This window comes from Pseudomonas sp. GM41(2012) (assembly GCF_000282315.2).
Taxonomy (GTDB): domain Bacteria; phylum Pseudomonadota; class Gammaproteobacteria; order Pseudomonadales; family Pseudomonadaceae; genus Aquipseudomonas.
Genome location: NZ_AKJN02000006.1, coordinates 94,380 through 112,055 on the forward strand (window position 1 = coordinate 94,380; position 17,676 = coordinate 112,055).

At 60.2% G+C, this 17,676-nt stretch carries 15 protein-coding genes; 10 read left to right on the forward strand and 5 right to left on the reverse strand.

What is annotated here, in order from left to right; all coding sequences use genetic code 11:
- From PMI27_RS25135 to PMI27_RS25095, 9 genes are all read left to right on the forward strand, one after another.
- Entirely contained in the window at positions 1-1,845 is a 1,845-nt protein-coding gene (locus tag PMI27_RS25135) for an ABC transporter ATP-binding protein (RefSeq protein ID WP_008146462.1), read from the forward strand.
- Complete coding sequence (locus tag PMI27_RS25130; RefSeq protein ID WP_007904408.1) at positions 1,842-2,150, forward strand: (2Fe-2S)-binding protein; 309 nt, start codon at positions 1,842-1,844, stop codon at positions 2,148-2,150. The genes PMI27_RS25135 and PMI27_RS25130 overlap by 4 nt, the downstream gene beginning before the upstream one ends.
- Complete coding sequence (locus PMI27_RS25125; RefSeq protein WP_024164526.1) at positions 2,132-3,523, forward strand: FAD/NAD(P)-dependent oxidoreductase; 1,392 nt, start codon at positions 2,132-2,134, stop codon at positions 3,521-3,523. The genes PMI27_RS25130 and PMI27_RS25125 overlap by 19 nt, the downstream gene beginning before the upstream one ends.
- The gene (locus PMI27_RS25120) at positions 3,520-4,674 is read left to right on the forward strand and encodes an NAD(P)/FAD-dependent oxidoreductase (RefSeq protein ID WP_008146556.1); all 1,155 of its coding nucleotides are present in this window, start codon (positions 3,520-3,522) and stop codon (positions 4,672-4,674) included. The genes PMI27_RS25125 and PMI27_RS25120 overlap by 4 nt, the downstream gene beginning before the upstream one ends.
- The gene (gene argE, locus PMI27_RS25115; protein ID WP_008146554.1) at positions 4,671-5,828 is read left to right on the forward strand and encodes an acetylornithine deacetylase; all 1,158 of its coding nucleotides are present in this window, start codon (positions 4,671-4,673) and stop codon (positions 5,826-5,828) included. The genes PMI27_RS25120 and argE overlap by 4 nt, the downstream gene beginning before the upstream one ends.
- Before the next feature lie 209 nt (positions 5,829-6,037).
- Positions 6,038-8,119 (forward strand): methyl-accepting chemotaxis protein, encoded by a 2,082-nt coding sequence (locus tag PMI27_RS25110; RefSeq protein ID WP_008146552.1) that lies wholly within the window; start codon positions 6,038-6,040, stop codon positions 8,117-8,119.
- Positions 8,120-8,323: 204 nt separating this feature from the next.
- On the forward strand, positions 8,324-9,781 hold the full coding sequence (locus PMI27_RS25105) for an NAD-dependent succinate-semialdehyde dehydrogenase (protein WP_008146550.1): 1,458 nt from the start codon (positions 8,324-8,326) through the stop codon (positions 9,779-9,781).
- A 24-nt stretch (positions 9,782-9,805) separates the two neighbouring features.
- The gene (locus PMI27_RS25100; protein ID WP_008146548.1) at positions 9,806-10,885 is read left to right on the forward strand and encodes a tartrate dehydrogenase; all 1,080 of its coding nucleotides are present in this window, start codon (positions 9,806-9,808) and stop codon (positions 10,883-10,885) included.
- 228 nt (positions 10,886-11,113) lie between these two features.
- Complete coding sequence (locus PMI27_RS25095) at positions 11,114-11,458, forward strand: hypothetical protein (RefSeq protein ID WP_008146547.1); 345 nt, start codon at positions 11,114-11,116, stop codon at positions 11,456-11,458.
- A gap of 116 nt (positions 11,459-11,574) precedes the next feature.
- Here PMI27_RS25095 and PMI27_RS25090 read toward each other — a convergent pair whose 3' ends face one another.
- The 5 genes from PMI27_RS25090 to PMI27_RS25070 form a co-directional block, all read right to left on the reverse strand.
- Positions 11,575-12,759 carry an aminotransferase class V-fold PLP-dependent enzyme gene (locus PMI27_RS25090; protein ID WP_008146545.1) on the reverse strand — a complete coding sequence of 395 codons (1,185 nt, stop codon included), beginning with the start codon at positions 12,757-12,759 and terminating at the stop codon, positions 11,575-11,577.
- Between the two features lie 143 nt (positions 12,760-12,902).
- Complete coding sequence (gene tatA / locus PMI27_RS25085) at positions 12,903-13,127, reverse strand: twin-arginine translocase TatA/TatE family subunit (RefSeq protein WP_008146543.1); 225 nt, start codon at positions 13,125-13,127, stop codon at positions 12,903-12,905.
- A gap of 84 nt (positions 13,128-13,211) precedes the next feature.
- A complete protein-coding gene (locus PMI27_RS25080) occupies positions 13,212-13,919 on the reverse strand; it encodes a cupin domain-containing protein (protein WP_008146540.1) in 708 nt (235 codons plus the stop codon).
- A 46-nt stretch (positions 13,920-13,965) separates the two neighbouring features.
- Positions 13,966-14,823, reverse strand: a complete 858-nt coding sequence (locus PMI27_RS25075) for a GNAT family N-acetyltransferase (RefSeq protein WP_008146538.1) — start codon at positions 14,821-14,823, stop codon at positions 13,966-13,968.
- A 274-nt stretch (positions 14,824-15,097) separates the two neighbouring features.
- Positions 15,098-16,024, reverse strand: coding sequence for a 2-hydroxyacid dehydrogenase (locus tag PMI27_RS25070; protein ID WP_008146536.1), 927 nt, complete (start codon positions 16,022-16,024; stop codon positions 15,098-15,100).
- Positions 16,025-16,311: 287 nt separating this feature from the next.
- Between PMI27_RS25070 and gabT the strand changes: the two genes are divergently transcribed.
- The gene (gene gabT / locus PMI27_RS25065) at positions 16,312-17,604 is read left to right on the forward strand and encodes a 4-aminobutyrate--2-oxoglutarate transaminase (RefSeq protein ID WP_008146534.1); all 1,293 of its coding nucleotides are present in this window, start codon (positions 16,312-16,314) and stop codon (positions 17,602-17,604) included.
- Positions 17,605-17,676: the final 72 nt, after the last annotated feature.

The window sequence follows — 17,676 nt, forward strand, 5'->3', positions numbered from 1 at the left end:
ATGAGCGAATTGATTCGAGTCCAGGGCCTGCGAGTGGTCGCCTGTGGCGAGCTCGGTGAGGTGGAAATCGTCAAGGGCGTCAGCTTCTCCCTGCAAAAGGGTGAAGTGCTGGCATTGATCGGTGAGTCTGGCTCCGGCAAGACCACCATCGCCCTGGCGTTGCTCGGTTATGCCCGGCGCGGTTGTCGGCTGGCAGGCGGTGTGGTGCAAATCGGCGAACACGACATGCTGGCGTTGAGCGAAAGCGAGCTGCAAGGCCTGCGCGGCAATCGGGTGTCGTACATCGCGCAAAGCGCTGCGGCGGCGTTCAACCCGGCGAAAAAACTCATCGACCAAGTGGTGGAGGGCGCGTTGATTCATGGTCTGGGCAGCCGGGCTGTGCTTGAGGCCAAGGCCATCGAGTTGTTCCGCGACCTGGCCCTGCCAGACCCCGATCGCATTGGCCAGCGCTATCCTCATCAGGTCTCTGGCGGGCAACTGCAACGCGTGATGGCGGCCATGGCACTGATCAGCGATCCACTGCTGGTGGTGCTCGACGAACCGACCACGGCACTTGATGTGACGACCCAGATCGACGTGCTGCGTGCCTTCAAACGGGTGGTACGCGAACGTGGCGCGACGGCAGTCTATGTATCCCACGACCTCGCTGTGGTCGCGCAGATGGCTGATCAGATCGTGGTGCTCAATGGTGGCGAAATTTTCGAACAGAGTGCCACGGCGCCATTGCTCAAAGGCCCTGCCCACGAATACACCCGCAGCTTGCTGGCGGCAGCACGGCCGGACACCACGATCCGTCCACCCTGCGGTATCGCTGAAGACACGCCTTTACTGACTATCCAGGGCCTGACCGCCGGTTACGGCAACAAGAACTCGCAAGGCATGCCGGCAATTCGCGTGCTGGAAGACATCGACCTGACGGTTCGCAGAGGTCAGGCCATCGGCGTGATCGGTGAGTCGGGTTCCGGCAAGTCGACCCTGGCGAGGGTGGTGGCCGGGTTGCTGACGCCGGCACTCGGCGGTTTGACTTTCGATGGCCAGCCTTTGGGCGGCAGCCTGTCCGAGCGCACGGACGAACAGTTCCGCCGCATTCAGATGGTCTTTCAGAATGCCGACACCGCGCTCAACCCGATGCACAGTGTCAGTACGATTCTGAGTCGTCCTCTGAAAATGTATTTCGGCCTTAAGGGCGCCGCACTGCGCGAACGTATCGGCGAGTTGCTGGATCTGGTGCGCTTGCCGCGAGCCATGGCCGAACGTCGTCCGAATGAACTGTCCGGCGGGCAAAAGCAACGGGTCAACCTGGCCCGGGCCCTGGCCGCCAAGCCGGATCTGATTCTGTGCGATGAAGTGACCTCCGCGCTGGATACCGTGGTGGGTGCAGCGATTCTCGAACTACTGCGTGACCTGCGTCAGGAGCTGGGCGTTTCCTATCTGTTCATCAGTCACGACATCTCCACCGTCCGCGCGCTGTGCGACGACATTGTGGTGATGTACAGCGGCCACAAGATTCAGGCCGGCACTCGCCAGTCGTACGCCCAGGCGCCTTTCCATCCCTACACCGACCTGTTGATCCATTCGGTACCGGAGTTGCGCCAGGGTTGGCTGGAAGGCTGCGGCACAACGACCTGCGGCTCGCTGCCGCCCATTGGCGCAAAAGCCAATGTGCCTGGGCTGTGCACGTTCCTCAACCGTTGCCCGGTACGGGTTGACGGCCTGTGCAATTGCGTCCCGCCGGACCGTCGGTTGATTGTTGGCGGCAGTGAAGTCCTTTGTCATCACGACAGTGCCGAATTGCTGAAAACCCAGCAGGATTCCAACAGCATGAACGCAGGAGCCTATGCATGAACGGGCGTTTCGTAAGGCTGGCCGAACAGGGCCGGCCCACCATCAAACTGCAGGTAGACGGCAAGCCCATCGAGGCGCTACAGGGCGATACGCTGATGGTCGCGTTGCTGACCCAGGGTTCGGCGTTGCGCCAATCTGAATTCGATTCGGGTCGCCGCGCCGGTTTCTGCCTGATGGGCGCGTGTCAGGATTGTTGGGTCTGGACCCGCAGCGGCGAGCGTCTACGCGCCTGTTCCAATGAGGTCCGTGAAGGGCTGGATATTGTCACCACACAACCGGAGGCGATATGGCCACTGCGCGGCTGAGCACTCACCGAGTCGTTATCGTCGGCGCCGGGCCGGCCGGTATTCGCTGTGCCGAAACCCTGGTCGCCGCAGGTTTCAAGCCCATCCTGATCGATGAAAATCGCCGGGATGGCGGGCAGATCTACCGTCGCCAACCCGAAGGCTTTACCCGCGATTACGCCACGCTGTATGGCACCGAAGCCGCCAAGGCCAACGACCTGCACCAGAGCTTCGACCGCTTGCGCGGGCAGATCGACTACCGTCCGGACACCCTGGTGTGGAACCTGACGCCGGGGCAACTGTGCTGCGTTAGCCAGGGCAAGCACTCGATGGTGGAGTACGACGCCCTGATCCTGTGCACCGGCGCCACCGACCGCTTGATGCCAATCGAAGGCTGGCAATTGGCGGGCACCTACAGCCTCGGCGGGGCGCAGATCGCGCTCAAGTCCCAGGCCGTGTCCATCGGTCACCGCGTGGTGTTCATGGGCAGCGGGCCGCTGCTGTATCTGGTCGCCAGCCAATACGTCAAGGCTGGCGCCAAGGTGGCGGCGGTGCTCGACACCTCGCCGTTGAGCAAGCGAATCGGCGCATTGCCCAAGCTGTTGGCACGCCCCGGCTTGCTGTTCACCGGGATGAAACTGCTGGCGCAGCTCTATCGAGCGAAGATCCCGGTGCATCTGGGCATTTCGCCGCTGCAAGTGCTCGGCGATGCGGCCAGTGGTGTTAGTGGCGTAAGCGTGCGCACGGCGCGCGGTGAGACCTTGGCGGTGGATTGCGATGCCGTGGCCCTGGGTTATCACTTGCGCCCGGAAACCCAATTGGCCGACCTGGCCGGTTGCCGTATGCGCTTCGATGAAGCGTCCGGCCAATGGTGGCTGGCCGTCGATGAAGACGGTCGGACCTCGGTCAGCGGTGTATATGCCGCCGGCGACGGTTCGAAAATTCGCGGTGCCGATGCCGCCGAGCACGCCGGAAGACTAGTGGCCATGGCGCTGCTGGAGGATCTTCAGCAACCGGTGAACATCGGGTTGCGCGACGAACAACGGCACGCGCTGGCGGTAATGGATGAGTTTCGTCTGGGTCTGGCCCAGGCGTTTCCCTGGCCGGCGGCGCAAGCCAAAGCGTTGCCGGACACGGCCATCGTCTGCCGCTGCGAAATGATCAGCGCGGGCGAGTTACGGGCCGTGGTCCGGGAAAAAGGCGCCTGCGAAGTCAACCGGGCCAAGGCGTTCAGCCGGGTCGGCATGGGCCGCTGCCAGGGCCGTTATTGCTCCCAGGCCGGGGCTGAAGTGATTGCTGCGGCCTCCGGCGTTTGCGTGGAACAGGTCGGTCGTCAGCGCGGTCAGGCACCGGTCAAACCCCTTTCGATGCTCACCGAGGAGGTGTCGTCATGACGCTACACAAAGCCGATGTCGTGATTGTCGGCGGCGGCCTGATGGGCTCGGCGGCGGCGTTTTTCCTGCGCCAGCGCGGGCAGTCGGTGATTCTGCTGGAACGCGACCAGATCGGTCAGTACGCCAGCGGCGTGAACTTCGGCAACGTGCGACGCCAGGGGCGTTACCTCGGGCAGCTGGAACTGGCCAATCGCTCCTGGGCGCTGTGGAAGCGTCTGCCGGAACTGATCGACGATGACCTGGAATTCATCGCCAGCGGGCATATGCGGGTGTGTTACCGCGAAGACGAGATCGCCGAGCTGCAAGCCTACGCAGATGCCCCTGAGGCAGAGCAGCTGGACCTGAAGATCTTTCGTGGCGACGAGTTGCACAAGCGCTTTCCATTTCTCGGCCCGGATGTGAAGGGCGGCTCTTATGCTCCCCACGATGGGCATGCCAACCCGCGTCTGGCCGCCCCGGCATTTGCCCGCGCGGCACGACGCCTTGGTGCGCGGATCGAAGAGCGCACTGAAGTGGCCGAGGTGCAAAAGGTCGGTGGCGAGTTCAATGTCACCACCACCGATGGCCGCCAATTCAGCGCCGCTCAGCTGTTGATCACCGCCGGCGCCTGGGGCCAGAAACTGTCGGCGCAGTTCGGCGAGCCGGTGCCATTGGAAACCCATGGCCCGCAGATGGCCGTGACTGAACCGGTGCCGTATGCCTTGCCGACGGTGATCGGTGTGTACACCAAAATTCCCGAGGAAGTGATTTATTTCCGCCAGATACCCCGCGGCAATATCGTCATCGGCGGCGGTTATCGCAGCAAGCCGGACATGCTCAATCGCCGGGCCTATGTCGAGCCACGCAGCATCCTCAATCAGATGGAGCAGATGCGCCGCCTGCTGCCGGGAGTCGGCAACCTGAACATCATCCGGGTGTGGAGCGGCATCGAAGGCTACTTACCTGATTCCCTGCCGGTCATGGGCCCCAGCGGCACTGTTGATGGCTTGTTTTATGCCTTCGGCTTCTGCGGCCATGGCTTCCAGCTGGGTCCGGGCGTGGGCGACGTGATGGCCGAACTGATCAGTACCGGTAGCACCAGCACTTCGATTTCACCGTTCTCCATCAACCGGTTCGCTTCTTCAGCCGAGCAACGGAGCAAGGCCTCATGAAACCCCGCGTACTGGACATTCTCAAACGTCTGATGGCCTTCGACACCGTGTCGTCGGAGTCGAACATGGCCTTGATCGAGTACGTGCGCGATCTGCTGCTGACCAAGGGCATCGAGTCGTTGATCGTCAAGGATTCCACCGGTAAAAAAGCCAACCTGTTCGCCAGTACCGGGCCGCGGGAGGTGCCGGGGATTTTGTTGTCCGGGCACACCGATGTGGTGCCTGCAGCAGGGCAAGCCTGGACCTTCCCGGCGTTTCAGGCGACCGTGCAGGACGGACGGATTTATGGCCGTGGCAGTTGCGATATGAAGGGCTTTGTCGCGCTGGCTATCGACGCCATGCTCGATGCCGCCGATCATCCGTTGAGTCGGCCCTTGCAACTGGCGCTGTCCCATGACGAAGAAATCGGCTGCGTGGGTGTTCGACGCTTGCTGGATGTGTTGCATCTGGCGCCGGTGCGACCGTTTCTTTGCGTGATCGGTGAGCCGACCAACATGCAGTTTGTGCTTGGGCACAAGGGCAAGGGTTCTTACCGCTCTTACTGTCGTGGCCTGGAAGCGCATTCCTCTCTGGCACCGCGTTCGGTCAATGCGATTCACGTGGCTTGCGATTTCATCGCTGCGCTGCGTCAGAGCCAGCAGCAACTGCAAGAGCAGGGCGCCCAGGATGCCGGCTATGACGTGCCCTTCAGTACCGTGCATGTCGGGCAGATTGTCGGCGGCAAGGCGCTGAACATCGTGCCGAACCTGTGCACCCTGGATTTCGAAGTGCGCAACTTGCCGGCGGACGATCTGGATCAGTTTCTGGAGCAGATGCGCGAGCGTGCCGAAGTGATCGTGCGCGAAGCTAAAAAGCTGTCCAGCGTGGCGGATATCGAAATTGAAACGCTGAACGTCTATCCCGGCCTCGATACCCACCCGAGTGTCGAGGCGGTGCGCTTTCTGAAAAACTTCGCCGCGCCGGATACCGGCACTGCCAAAGTCTCATTCGGCACTGAGGGCGGGTTGTTCAAACAACGCCTGGATGTGCCGGTGGTGGTCTGTGGCCCAGGCTCGATAGAACAGGCACACAAGCCTGACGAGTTCATCGAGATTAGCCAGATGGAAGCCGGGGAGCACTTTCTACAAGGGTTATTAGGCTCGATGCGGGTTTAGTGCATCGTTTGCTTACTCCGAACACTCGCTCACCGCGCTTATGGCCTTGTTATGGCGTGGCGTTCAGGAAGGCGTGATGTCCTGAGCTTGAGTTCATCCGCTCATCGTGCTGACAGTGTGGGAAGTGCTGAGAAAGGCTTCCCAGGCTTGCTTGACTGCGCCTATTCAGAAAAACCGCCAGCCACTCGCAACCCTTCCGGAGTTCCCCCATGAAAGTGCTTGAGCGCCTGTCATTCGCTGGCAAGTTCGCCTTGCTCGGCTTGCTAGCCGTGACCCTGATTGCCATTCCTACCAGCCTCTACGTACTGGGTGCGTATCAGAATAGCCACCAGACAAATCTGGAGCTGCGCGGCATAAGACCAGTGCAGGCGTTGCTCCAGCTAATCCACTTGACACAGCAGCATCGCGATCTGGCATCCGTCGTGCTAACCGGCAATCGGGACTTCAACAAAGCCCGTCTGGACAAGCAGGCCGAAGTGGATCGCGCCGTCGAAGCAACCGACCAGGTTTTACAGGAGGCCCAAGTCGCCCCCACCATTCTGGCCGTCTGGCGAGAGGCGCAGCAACAATGGCAAGAATTGGCCGGCCAGGTTGATCAGGCCGCAGTCAAGAGCCCGCAGAGTCTGGTCCGGCACAGCCAGTTGATCGCAGCCTATCTGCTGATCGAGGACGCAATGCTCGATCACTTCAAACTGTCCCTTGATCCAGTGTTAGGGACGTACTCGTTGATGGCGGGCGCCTTGATCGAGTTGCCGCAAGCCACCGAGTTGTTGGGTCAGTTGCGTGGTGCCGGCGGCTTGTATCTGGCGCAGGGTCGGATCCTGCCTGAGCAACAAGGTGCGCTGCGTGGCTTGGCCACCCAGGCGCTGAGCAGCGTTGACAAGGCTGCACGTGCCTTGACCAAGGCGAGTGCCGCCGAGCCGGAACTCAAGGCTTTACTAGAAGCGCCGCTAACGGCACTAGGTCCGCAAATCCGGCAGGCGCTTGAACTCAGCAATGCGCGATTGGTATCGGTCGTCGAAATGGACATGGATTTCGCGCCCAGCGCAAGCCCCGCAGGAAATAACGAGCCTGCCGATGCCTTGTACGCGCTTAAGCTGAATTACCCGGTCGGCGACTATTTGACTGCTTACAACAAACCTGTTGACGCCTTGTATGCCCTTGGCCGTTCAGCGCTGACGGCGCTCGATAACGCGCTGATAGAACGTCGCGACAGCGCCCGGCAGAGCGTCATCCTGATGTCCGCAGGTTTGCTGGCGCTGTTGTTAGCTGGCGGCACCTTGGCCACCTTGATCGTGCTGCGACTGCTTAAGCAGTTGGCGATTGCCATGACGGCAGCCGAGCGTATCGCCAAGGGTGACCTGACCCAACCACTGATTATCGTTGGCATGGATGAGGCGGCGCGCCTGCTGCAAGCGCTTGAGCGCATGCAAATGAACCTTCGTGGTACGGTCAGACAGGTGCTGAGTTCTTCCGGGCGGCTGGCCACGACATCCGCTCAGTTGAATGCAGTGACCGATGACGCCACCCGTGGTTTGCAACGGCAGAGCGGCGAGCTCGACCAGGCCGCCACTGCGGTCACCGAAATGACTGCCGCGATCGAAGAGGTGGCGCGCAATGCCGCCTGTGCCTCGGAGGTATCCCAGACAGCAGACCAGCGCTCGCGTCAAGGCCAGGAGAGCGTCAGCCGTACAGTCGGCACCATCGAATCGTTGGCCGAGGATATCGAGGATACTGCGGGGGCCCTGCATGCCCTGGCAGGCCAGATAGGTGATATCGGCTCGGTGCTGGATGTGATTCGAGGCATTGCCGAGCAAACCAATCTGCTCGCCCTGAATGCCGCGATCGAGGCGGCCCGCGCGGGCGAAAGCGGACGGGGTTTCGCCGTAGTGGCCGACGAGGTCCGGGCCTTGGCGCAACGAACCCAGGAATCGACCAAACAGATCGAGAGCATCATCGGCTTGGTGCAAAAAGGCAGTCAGGGCACCCTGCGGGCTATGCAAAGCAGTAACGGTAAAACCCGCGAAGCCCTGGAGGTCGCTCGTGCGGCAGGCGTGGCACTGAATGCCATCGTCGACGACATTGCCCAGATCAACGAACGCAATCTATACATTGCGAGTGCCACCGAAGAGCAGTCCCATGTTGCTCGTGAGGTGGACCGCAACCTGCTCAATATCCGTGATGTTTCCCAGCAGGCCTCGGCCGGGGCCAGTCAGAGCCAGGCCTCTAGTCGGGAACTCGCGGGCTTGGCCAGCGAGTTGAATAGCATGGTCAAGCATTTCATTGTCTGATCCAGACTCGTTGCGCCCTATCCATGCTCGATGACCGGCTGCCTCTCGGCACCGGGGACCGCCACGATAGCCATCACAAACCAACAGTAGAGCCTGCCGTCGAATGCTGATTTTCAGCATTCAAGGCTGCTGGGGTGGCGCTTTCAGCATCCTCGCCTGTGGCGACTCAATAGACTGAAGGCTGTCTCGAAACAGGACTCGACCATGCTCAAGAATTTCCTGAAAGACCCCAGCCTGCTGGCAGAACTCGCCTATGTCGACGGGCAGTGGATCGGCGCCGACAACGCCGCAACCCTGGACGTCATCGACCCGGCCACCGGCCAGTTGATTGGCCGCGTACCGGCGATGCAAGGTGCGGAAACCCGTCGCGCCATCGAAGCGGCCGAAAAAGCCTGGCCGGCCTGGCGCGCTCGCCCGGCAGCAGAACGTGCGGCGCTGCTCGAGCGCTGGTATCAGGCCATGATCGATAACCTCGACGACTTGGCGCTGATCATGACCTGCGAACAGGGCAAACCGTTGAACGAAGCCAAAGGCGAAATTCGCTACGGCGCCGGTTTCGTCAAATGGTTCGCCGAGGAGGCCCGACGGGTCTACGGCGAAACCATGCCGGCCCCCAGCGGTGACCGCCGACTGCTGACGCTCAAGCAACCGGTGGGTGTGTGCGCCGCGATTACCCCGTGGAATTTCCCCAACGCGATGATCACCCGCAAATGCGCGCCGGCCCTCGCGGCCGGGTGCCCGATCATTGTCAAGCCCTCGGACCTGACGCCGTTGTCTGCTTTGGCGTTGGCGGTACTGGCCGAGCGCGTGGGCATCCCGGCCGGGGTGTTCAACGTGTTGACCGGCATGCCCGCCGGCATCGGCGAAGAGCTGACCGGCAACCCGAGCGTGCGCAAGATTTCCTTCACCGGCTCGACCGCCGTCGGCCGCTTGTTGATGCGCCAGAGCGCCGAACACATCAAGCGCTTGAGCCTGGAACTGGGCGGTAACGCGCCGTTCATTGTGTTCGACGATGCCGATCTGGAGCAGGCGGTGGCCGGCATCATGCTCAGCAAGTTTCGCAACGCCGGGCAAACCTGCGTCTGTGCCAACCGCATTCTGGTGCAGGACGGCATCTACGAACGCTTCGCCCAGCGCCTGGTGGAGGAGGTGGGCAAGCTCAAGATCGGTAACGGCCTGGACGCCGACGTCACCATCGGCCCGCTGATCAACCCGGCGGCGGTGAGCAAAGTCGCCCGGCACATCGACGATGCCCTGAGCCAGGGCGCACGTTTGCTCTGCGGCGGCATGCCCGAGGGCGACAGCCAGTTTGTCCAGCCGACGGTCCTCGGCGAGGCCCACGCGGGCATGCTGCTGGCCAACGAAGAAACCTTCGGCCCGGTGGCGCCGCTGATGCGCTTTACCGATGAAGTCGAAGCCCTCGCGCTGGCCAATGCCACGCCTTACGGTCTGGGTGCCTACTATTTCACCCAGGACTTGCGTCGTTCATGGCGTTTCGGCGAGGCGCTGGAGTTCGGCATGATCGGCCTCAACACCGGGATCATTTCCATGGAAGTCGCCCCGTTCGGCGGCATCAAACAATCAGGCCTGGGCCGCGAGGGCAGCAAGTACGGTCTGGATGAATACCTTGAAGTCAAAGCCTTCCACATCGGTGGGCTGTAATTCACAGACACGGGAGGCAGATTGATGAGCAAGACATTCAAAATCGCCGCGATTGCCGGCGATGGCATTGGCAAGGAAGTCCTGCCGGAAGGGCTGCGAGTACTGGAGCAAGCCGCGAAGAAATGGCAGCTGGATCTGAGCATCGAAGTGCTCGACTGGGCGCACTGCGATTACTATCTGGAACACGGGCAAATGATGCCCGACGACTGGTTCGAGCAGCTCAAGGGTTTCGACGCGATCTACTTCGGCGCTGTGGGCTGGCCGGACAAAGTGCCGGACCACATTTCCCTGTGGGGTTCGCTGCTGAAGTTTCGCCGTGACTTCGACCAATACGTGAACATCCGTCCGGTGCGGCTGTTTCCCGGCGTGCCGTGTCCTCTGGCCGGACGCGAAGCGGGGGACATCGACTTCGTGGTGATCCGCGAGAACACCGAGGGCGAGTATTCGTCGGTGGGCGGCAAGATGTTCGAAGGCACCGAGCATGAGTTCGTGCTGCAAGAGTCGGTGTTTACCCGACGCGGCGTGGACCGGATTCTCAAGTTTGCCTTCGAGCTGGCCCACACCCGACCGCGCAAACGCCTGACGGCGGCGACCAAGTCCAACGGGATTTCCATCAGCATGCCGTACTGGGACGAACGCACCGCATTGATGGCGGCGCAGTACCCGGACATCACCTGGGACAAGCAGCACATCGACATTCTCTGCGCGCGTTTCGTGCTGCAACCGGACCGTTTTGATGTGGTCGTGGCGTCGAACCTGTTCGGTGACATCCTGTCCGACCTGGGGCCGGCCTGCGCCGGGACCATCGGTATTGCGCCGTCGGCCAACCTTGATCCGGAGCGGCGCTTTCCGTCGCTGTTCGAGCCAGTGCATGGCTCGGCGCCGGACATCTATGGGCAGAACATCGCCAACCCGATTGCGATGATCTGGTCCGGTGCCTTGATGCTGGACTTCCTGGGCAATGGCGATGAGCGCTATCGTGCGGCTCATGACGGCATTCTCAAGGCCATCGAGCAGGTCATCGCCGAGGGGCCGATCACCCCCGATCTGGGAGGGCAGGGCTCGACTCAGGATGTCGGTATGGCAATCGCCGCGGCGCTTTGAGCTGAGGTAACACCAGGGCGGTTTGACCGCTCTATTCATTCTTGTGTGTCACCCTTTTAGCCCGTCTCACTGCGGGCTTTTTTTATCGCGCGCAAATACCCCTCTGACAGTCTCTTCTCAAGGTGGCCTGTTGAGCGCCTGCGCAGTGGAACCGCTTCTAACGGCTCTTTCCTTCAGTGTGCGAAGGGCCAGCGAAGAGGGATCAAAGGAATGTGAAGGACGTCGAGTATGCGGTTGTTATTGATGGTTTTGGTGGGTTGCGCCATGCACGCCAAGAGTTGGGCGAGCGCGCCAATAGACGTGGTCATTCTCTGTGACGCGGGCTATCCACCCTACAGCTATGCCGAAGCCCAAAATGATCTCAACTGGTTAGTCGAAGGACCTTGGCTCTCCGGTGAGGCGGGCTACCTTGGTTATATCCGGCTCAATGCTTCGGCCTACCTTTACAAGCCAAAATTCATGCAGAGTCTCGATAAGGTTCTGGCGGAGTTGGACGGTGATGGCAGCATCGAGCGCCTGGTAAAAAGTTACGATTTGGTCAACCCTTTCTACTCCCCGGGTGACGGAATCTAACAGGTTGCCGGACTCGAAAAACTTAAGGCAGCTTTCTGATCTCAATGCTTAGAACGATGAGATCAGAAAGGTGTGTGCAGACGCATCCTCTATTCGTTGTCAGGCAGTCCACCGGCCTATCTGCTTGCAACCACCTGCTTTAGCGCCTCGACAAAGCGGCGCAGATCGCTCTTCTGCGTGTAGATGCTCGGCGACACCCGAAGTCCGCTTATGTGCCTGATCTGGCGGAACTTGACATGCACCTTGTGGGTGTTTCGAAGTTCCTGCTCAACCCATCGAGCATCGCATTGATCGATGGAGAACAGGCTTACTGCGCCCAGCTCGACGGTATCAAGTGGCGTGTGAAGCCTGAAACCGGGAATGTCTTTGGCGAGGTCAACCCAGTAGCGGGTCAGCTCCTGTAGACGCGCGTGAATGGTTTGCGTGCCGATCTCTTTATGGAAACGGATAGCCGGGACAATGCCTGCCTGTATCGCCGAGTTATAGGTGCCGAGATTCCAATGATCGAACTTGTCGATCTGCAGCGGCGGAGGGTCGAAAGGCCCTAGCAACGGCCAGGTGCTGTCGATTCGGTCGCGTCTGACAATCAGCATGCCATTGCCGACCGGCGCACCCAGCCATTTGTGGAGGCTGGTGACGAAGTAGTCGCAATCAAGTTCGCGGAAGCTGAGTGGCATCTGCGCAAACGTCTGGGCACCGTCCACCACTGTGATAATCGCTCGCGCCCGGGCTAGCGCACAGATGCGCTTTACCGGTAGGGCCCGCCCGGTCCAGTGCAGCATGTGGGTCAGCTGGATCACCCGGGTGCGTGGTGTAATTGCCTGCGCATAAGCTTTCACGATGATTTCCTCATCGTCCATCAGGTCAAAGTCGACGGTCACCACTTCGATGCCTTCGCGTTGCTGGCGCTGCAGCCATCCGGCTATTACGCTCGGATAGTCCCACAGTGAGACCAGCACCTGGTCGCCGGCCTTCAACGGGATGCCGAAGATGGCTGTCGACAAGCCTTCGGATGAGTTACGGTTCAGGGCGATCTCATCAGGATCGCAATCGGCCATGTCAGCCAGCTGTTGCTTGATCGTAGGGAGCTCGGCGTCGAGCTTGCTCCACATATTGACGTCCGGATTTTGGCTGATCAGCCGATAGGCATCGATCATAGCCTGCTCTACCACCAGCGGCGGCGGGCTCACGGCCGCGTTGTTCAGGTTCAATAGGGGGCGCTGCTCCGGATAGGCTGCGCGCACGCGCTCCCAGAATGCTTCCCCAGCGACCGACTTGTCTGACATCGACTGCACTTCCATTTCCGCTTCTCACCTCAATTTGAATGGTTGACTGGGGCTTGGACATTTGCCACGCCCATGAGCTTCAACGCCACGGTTGGTGATCTATTCAGAGCTGTCTGGACCATCAATAGCCGTTCGCTAAAGCCGATATAGATTAGGGTTCAGTATTTTTTTACCGAGTCTTCGAGCGTGCGCGCCTGAGCGTCAATGGGCGGGTCCCTGGGCTCCTCAGTGACTGGCTTATCGTCGCCCATGGATTTGCGGAACCCCCTGATCGTGTCGCCGAGGTCCGACCCCAAACCTTTCAGGCGCCTGGTTCCGAACAGCATGACCACGATCAACAGGATGATCAGGAGTTTTCCGGTACTGAAGCCACCTAATCCCATTGTCTGAGCTCCGCAAGTGATTGATCGGTTTTGTGGTGGGGCCAGCAGAGGAGAATCCGTCTGCCAGTGCTAACGTGTTTCGAGTTACTTGACGACGTAGAACTTGCGTACATAGGCGCTGCTATTCCAGGCGCATGGGGCACCTCGGGGCACGAATACCGTATCGCCAGTGTTGACTGTCAGATCGATCCCGTCCGCCAGCTGGAGGGTGACGCTGCCTTCGATCAGGTGCATCAGTTCATGCAGCAGGTGCGGCCTCGCCCCGCGGGTATAGGGTGTCGAATCCCAGACGCCGATGCGCAGGTTGGTCGGTTCTTCGACAAACAAATTGTGTGAGCGACATTGCGGTGCCGGGCTTAGCAGAATTTCTGGCCCCGGTGCCGCCGAGGGAGAGAGCAGGGTTAGCGGGGGGAGCGCGGTGAGCCCGGGATGGCGCTCTTCGACGAGCTGGGTATCCGCGCAGAATGCCCAGAGAGAGTCGGGTTGCGCCTCGATCTGGAGCGACGTACCGCGGGCGATCACGGCGCTGTCGCCGGGATTTAGTTGGAGCCTGTGATCCTGGCTCTGCAGGGTGACGCGTCCCGCGTGAACCACGATCGTTTCGCTGTAGGGATAGTCATCGACATTGAACTGTCCGCTCGCCTGGACCACGCCGGCAGCGATGTCATCCGCCCCTAGATAAGCAATGTGCCGGTCGAAAGGATCGGTGGCCCCCAACGAACCGGGGGTGAATTTTGTTGAAGCGGGACTGCCGTCGGCGTGTGCCAACAGCACTGCAGTGTGTTCGAGCATGAAAGTGTTTCTCCAGGAAAATGCATTGGGTGTAACGCCGGGTTTGTCAGCCGATGGCCTGAGTCACCAGCGCAAACTGGCGCACTGCGCCGATAGCCTGCGGTGGGGTGCCACGAGCCATTTGCGCAACGGTGTCGACGTGCTTCAGCCCGGCGTCTTCGAGCCAAGAGGCCAGCCCGCTATCGGACGGTATATCCATGCGCACGAATGCGTTTGGCACTTGGGCCAAAAACACCGCGATCAAGTGCTTGGCCTGCTCTGGATTTTCTGCGATGACCGGGCCGATGCAGCGACCACGGCCGAATGGACGCAGCATGGCGAAGGCGCGCAGCTGACCATCGCGTTCGATACCAACCGAGTGTTCGACAATATCGAATAGATCATTGAGCACGGCGTGTCTGTTCAGGCCACTGCCGGCGTTGGCCAGTTCGATCTGGTCGTTCCGATCGGCTTCGGTCAGCGCGCGGCAGTGCTCATCGGCTGCCAGGTCATTTGGTACAGGAGCCAGTGCGTGCCCCTGATGTTGTTGAATATGTCCAAAGTCAATGAATCCCTGGCTGGCATAAAGTGGAGCACCGGCTAGCGTCGCATTGAGTATGGCGGTACGTGATCCGCATGCCTCAAGTGCCAGCTCCATCAGCTTGCGACCTATACCCTGGCCCTGGTACTCATCACTGACGATCACCAGACCGATGGTGGCGTAATGTCCCTGCGGACAGGTGAACGCAGTACCGATCAGGCGGCCTTCGTCTTCCACGACAAAACCTTTCGCGATGCGCTGCAACATGGCCCATTCTTCCAGGCGATGGGGCCACTTCAACTGTACGGACAAGGCGTGGGCTGACGCCACATCGGCCGAGGTCATGGGGCGATAGAGATATGCAGAGCGTTGCGAGTTGGACATGTCAGGTCTCCATTGACAGGGAGCTTAATCGGTCGGATTTTTCCGCTGAAAGTATTTGTATCTCACCTGCGGCGAGGCCTGACAAGAGGCCCCCATTGATTCGGTAGATTCCGTAAGCGACGGCTCTGCGGGCCACAGTTATTGCTCAAATGAGGCGCAAGGTCGGCAGTAAATACCGGGTTGGTTTTCGGGATGCAGACCAAAGAGAAAGGCACTGTGTCGATTGAATCTGGTGCGCGATGGTGTGGTTGCCGTCGAGTTCGACAACTGCGGGTTAGTACCTTCGCTTGAGGTCAACCAGGCCAAGCATTGATTCACCGCGTTGATGACGGCGGATATTCTCCAGCAACACGCTAAACGCACTTTCCGGTTGGGTCATCGCAGCGATATGCGGTGTCAGCAATATTTGCGGATGGTGCCAGAAGGGATGGTCCGGCGCCGCCGGCTCCTGTTCCAGCACGTCTAGCACCGCCGCGCTGAGCTGACCGCTGGCCAAAGCCTCAAGCAGATCCTCTTCTATCAGGTGCCCACCGCGGCCCATGTTGACCAAGGCAGCGCCTTTGGGCAGGTGCTGGAACAACTGACGGTTGAGAATCCCTTTTGTCTGCTCGGTCAATGGCAGGACACAAAGCACTATGTCGCACTGGCCGAGGAAGGCCGGAAGTTGCTCGTCCCCCGCAAAGCAGTCCACCCCGGCAATACGATGCTCGCTACGTGCCCAGCCCGATAAGGCGAACCCAAAGGTCTGCAAGGTGGCCAGAATCTGTTGAGCCTGCGTACCGAGGCCCATGACGCCTACCCGACGTTTGGCTGCCGGTTGCAGCAGGTGAGCCTGCCAGCACCGAGCCATTTGTTGCTGGCGATAACGGAGCATATCCCGGTGCAGGCTCAGCACCGCAAAAGTGGCGTACTCGCACATGCCCCGGGTGATGCTCGGGTCGAGTAAACGTACCACCGGCAGGGTCGTTGGCAGGCGGTCAAGGTCAAGTTGGTCGACCCCGGCTGACAAGGCGAACAGTACCTGCAGGTTTGGTAACAATGTTTCGAGATCGTCCGGCGCCTGCCACGCCGCCAGGTAGCGAATGTCCTGCGGATCGCCGATGTCTGGCCAGGCACGCCATTCGATATCCGGAGCGTGCTCAGCGAATAGACGCTTCCATTGTTCGCCGCGCACCGGGTCAGCTTTATAGAGCAGGGCCATGGGTAACTTCTCGCATTAGATTGGGGGTATCCAGCATGCCCGAGTGGCAGAGCAGGATATGTCGAAAGAATCTGCTTAAACGCATAACGTTGCGTTGTATGGGGCGTATGTCGGCAGATTCCATGGGGCTGGCCGCCGCTGAAGGAATCTGCTGTTTGCCGGGGTGAAAACAGTCGATCCGAATTTCTCAGAGGCCAAGTTCGGCTTAGACAATTGCGTCGAAAGCTTAACCTGTGAACCACATCGCAGCCGCTTCCCGGCTGCCAGGCCCACCATGAGAGATGCCAATGAACAGTAAAGTCGAAGAAACCCCGAGTTTGCTCCGTCAACGCGATCAATTCGTGCCACGGGGTTTGGTCACCGCACACCCGCTGGTTATCGATCGTGCCCAGGGTTCCGAGGTGTGGGACGTGGATGGGGCGCGTTACCTGGACTTCGTCGGTGGCATCGGCGTGTTGAACATCGGTCACAATCACCCGAAGGTGGTCGCGGCGGTGCAAGCCCAATTGCAAAAGGTCAGCCATGCTTGTTTCCAGGTAGTGGCTTACAAACCTTATCTCGACCTGGTCCAGCGTTTGTGCGAGTTGGTCGGTGGTCGTGAAGCCTACAAGGCGGCGCTGTTTACCTCCGGTGCAGAGGCTGTGGAGAACGCGGTGAAGATCGCTCGCGCGCATACCAATCGCCCAGCGGTCATCTCCTTTCGTGGCGGTTTCCATGGACGCACTTTGCTCGGCACGACCTTGACCGGCATGAGCCAGCCCTACAAGCAGAACTTCGGTCCCTTCGCTCCTGAGGTCTTTCATACCCCGTACCCTAACGCCTATCGCGGTTTTACCAGCGAGATGGCCCTGCAAGCCCTGAACGAATTGCTGGCGACCCAAGTTCCTGCAGACCGGGTAGCAGCGATCATCATCGAGCCGGTGCAGGGCGATGGCGGCTTCCTCTCCGCGCCGCCGGAGTTTCTCCAGGCGCTGCGGACTCTGACCGAACAACATGGCATCGTGCTCATTCTCGATGAAATTCAGACCGGTTTTGGCCGTACCGGAAAATGGTTCGGTTTTCAGCACGCCGGGATTCAGCCGGATCTGGTCACCGTCGCCAAGAGCCTGGCAGGTGGTTTGCCAATATCGGGCGTGGTGGGTCGTGCACACATCATGGACGCGCCATTACCCGGTGGTCTCGGTGGCACCTACGGCGGTAACGCGCTGGCTTGTGCGGCCGCATTGGCAGTGATCGAAACTTACGAACAGGACCAGTTGCTTGAGCGTGGTGAGGTATTGGGTGAGCGGCTGCGTCAAGGCCTTCTGCGCTTGCAGGCACGTCACCCTCGTATTGGTGACGTACGCGGCACCGGCTTCATGCTGGCAATCGAATTGATCAAAGACGATGAGGCCCGCAGCCCCGATGCAGAACTCACCCAACAATTGATCGATCAGGCCAGGGTTGGCGGGCTGTTGGTGATCAAATGCGGGGTGTACCGAAATGTGTTGCGCTTCCTTGCTCCTCTGGTAACCGAAGAACAACAGATCGACGAAGCGCTGACCATTCTTGAAGCGGCATTATTGCGAGTGTTGGATTAATCTCAGGTCTCGGTTGGCGCAATGTAGCAATGCGCCAACCGAGGCATTTAGAGCACATGGATTGATGAATGC

Coding starts and splice junctions, on each gene's coding strand:
- PMI27_RS25135 (WP_008146462.1), top strand. CDS start 1: ATGAGCGAATTGATTCGAGTCCAGGGCCTGCGAGTGGTCGCCTGTGGC.
- PMI27_RS25130 (WP_007904408.1), top strand. CDS start 1,842: ATGAACGGGCGTTTCGTAAGGCTGGCCGAACAGGGCCGGCCCACCATC.
- PMI27_RS25125 (WP_024164526.1), top strand. CDS start 2,132: ATGGCCACTGCGCGGCTGAGCACTCACCGAGTCGTTATCGTCGGCGCC.
- PMI27_RS25120 (WP_008146556.1), top strand. CDS start 3,520: ATGACGCTACACAAAGCCGATGTCGTGATTGTCGGCGGCGGCCTGATG.
- argE (WP_008146554.1), top strand. CDS start 4,671: ATGAAACCCCGCGTACTGGACATTCTCAAACGTCTGATGGCCTTCGAC.
- PMI27_RS25110 (WP_008146552.1), top strand. CDS start 6,038: ATGAAAGTGCTTGAGCGCCTGTCATTCGCTGGCAAGTTCGCCTTGCTC.
- PMI27_RS25105 (WP_008146550.1), top strand. CDS start 8,324: ATGCTCAAGAATTTCCTGAAAGACCCCAGCCTGCTGGCAGAACTCGCC.
- PMI27_RS25100 (WP_008146548.1), top strand. CDS start 9,806: ATGAGCAAGACATTCAAAATCGCCGCGATTGCCGGCGATGGCATTGGC.
- PMI27_RS25095 (WP_008146547.1), top strand. CDS start 11,114: ATGCGGTTGTTATTGATGGTTTTGGTGGGTTGCGCCATGCACGCCAAG.
- PMI27_RS25090 (WP_008146545.1), bottom strand. CDS start 12,759: ATGGAAGTGCAGTCGATGTCAGACAAGTCGGTCGCTGGGGAAGCATTC.
- tatA (WP_008146543.1), bottom strand. CDS start 13,127: ATGGGATTAGGTGGCTTCAGTACCGGAAAACTCCTGATCATCCTGTTG.
- PMI27_RS25080 (WP_008146540.1), bottom strand. CDS start 13,919: ATGCTCGAACACACTGCAGTGCTGTTGGCACACGCCGACGGCAGTCCC.
- PMI27_RS25075 (WP_008146538.1), bottom strand. CDS start 14,823: ATGTCCAACTCGCAACGCTCTGCATATCTCTATCGCCCCATGACCTCG.
- PMI27_RS25070 (WP_008146536.1), bottom strand. CDS start 16,024: ATGGCCCTGCTCTATAAAGCTGACCCGGTGCGCGGCGAACAATGGAAG.
- gabT (WP_008146534.1), top strand. CDS start 16,312: ATGAACAGTAAAGTCGAAGAAACCCCGAGTTTGCTCCGTCAACGCGAT.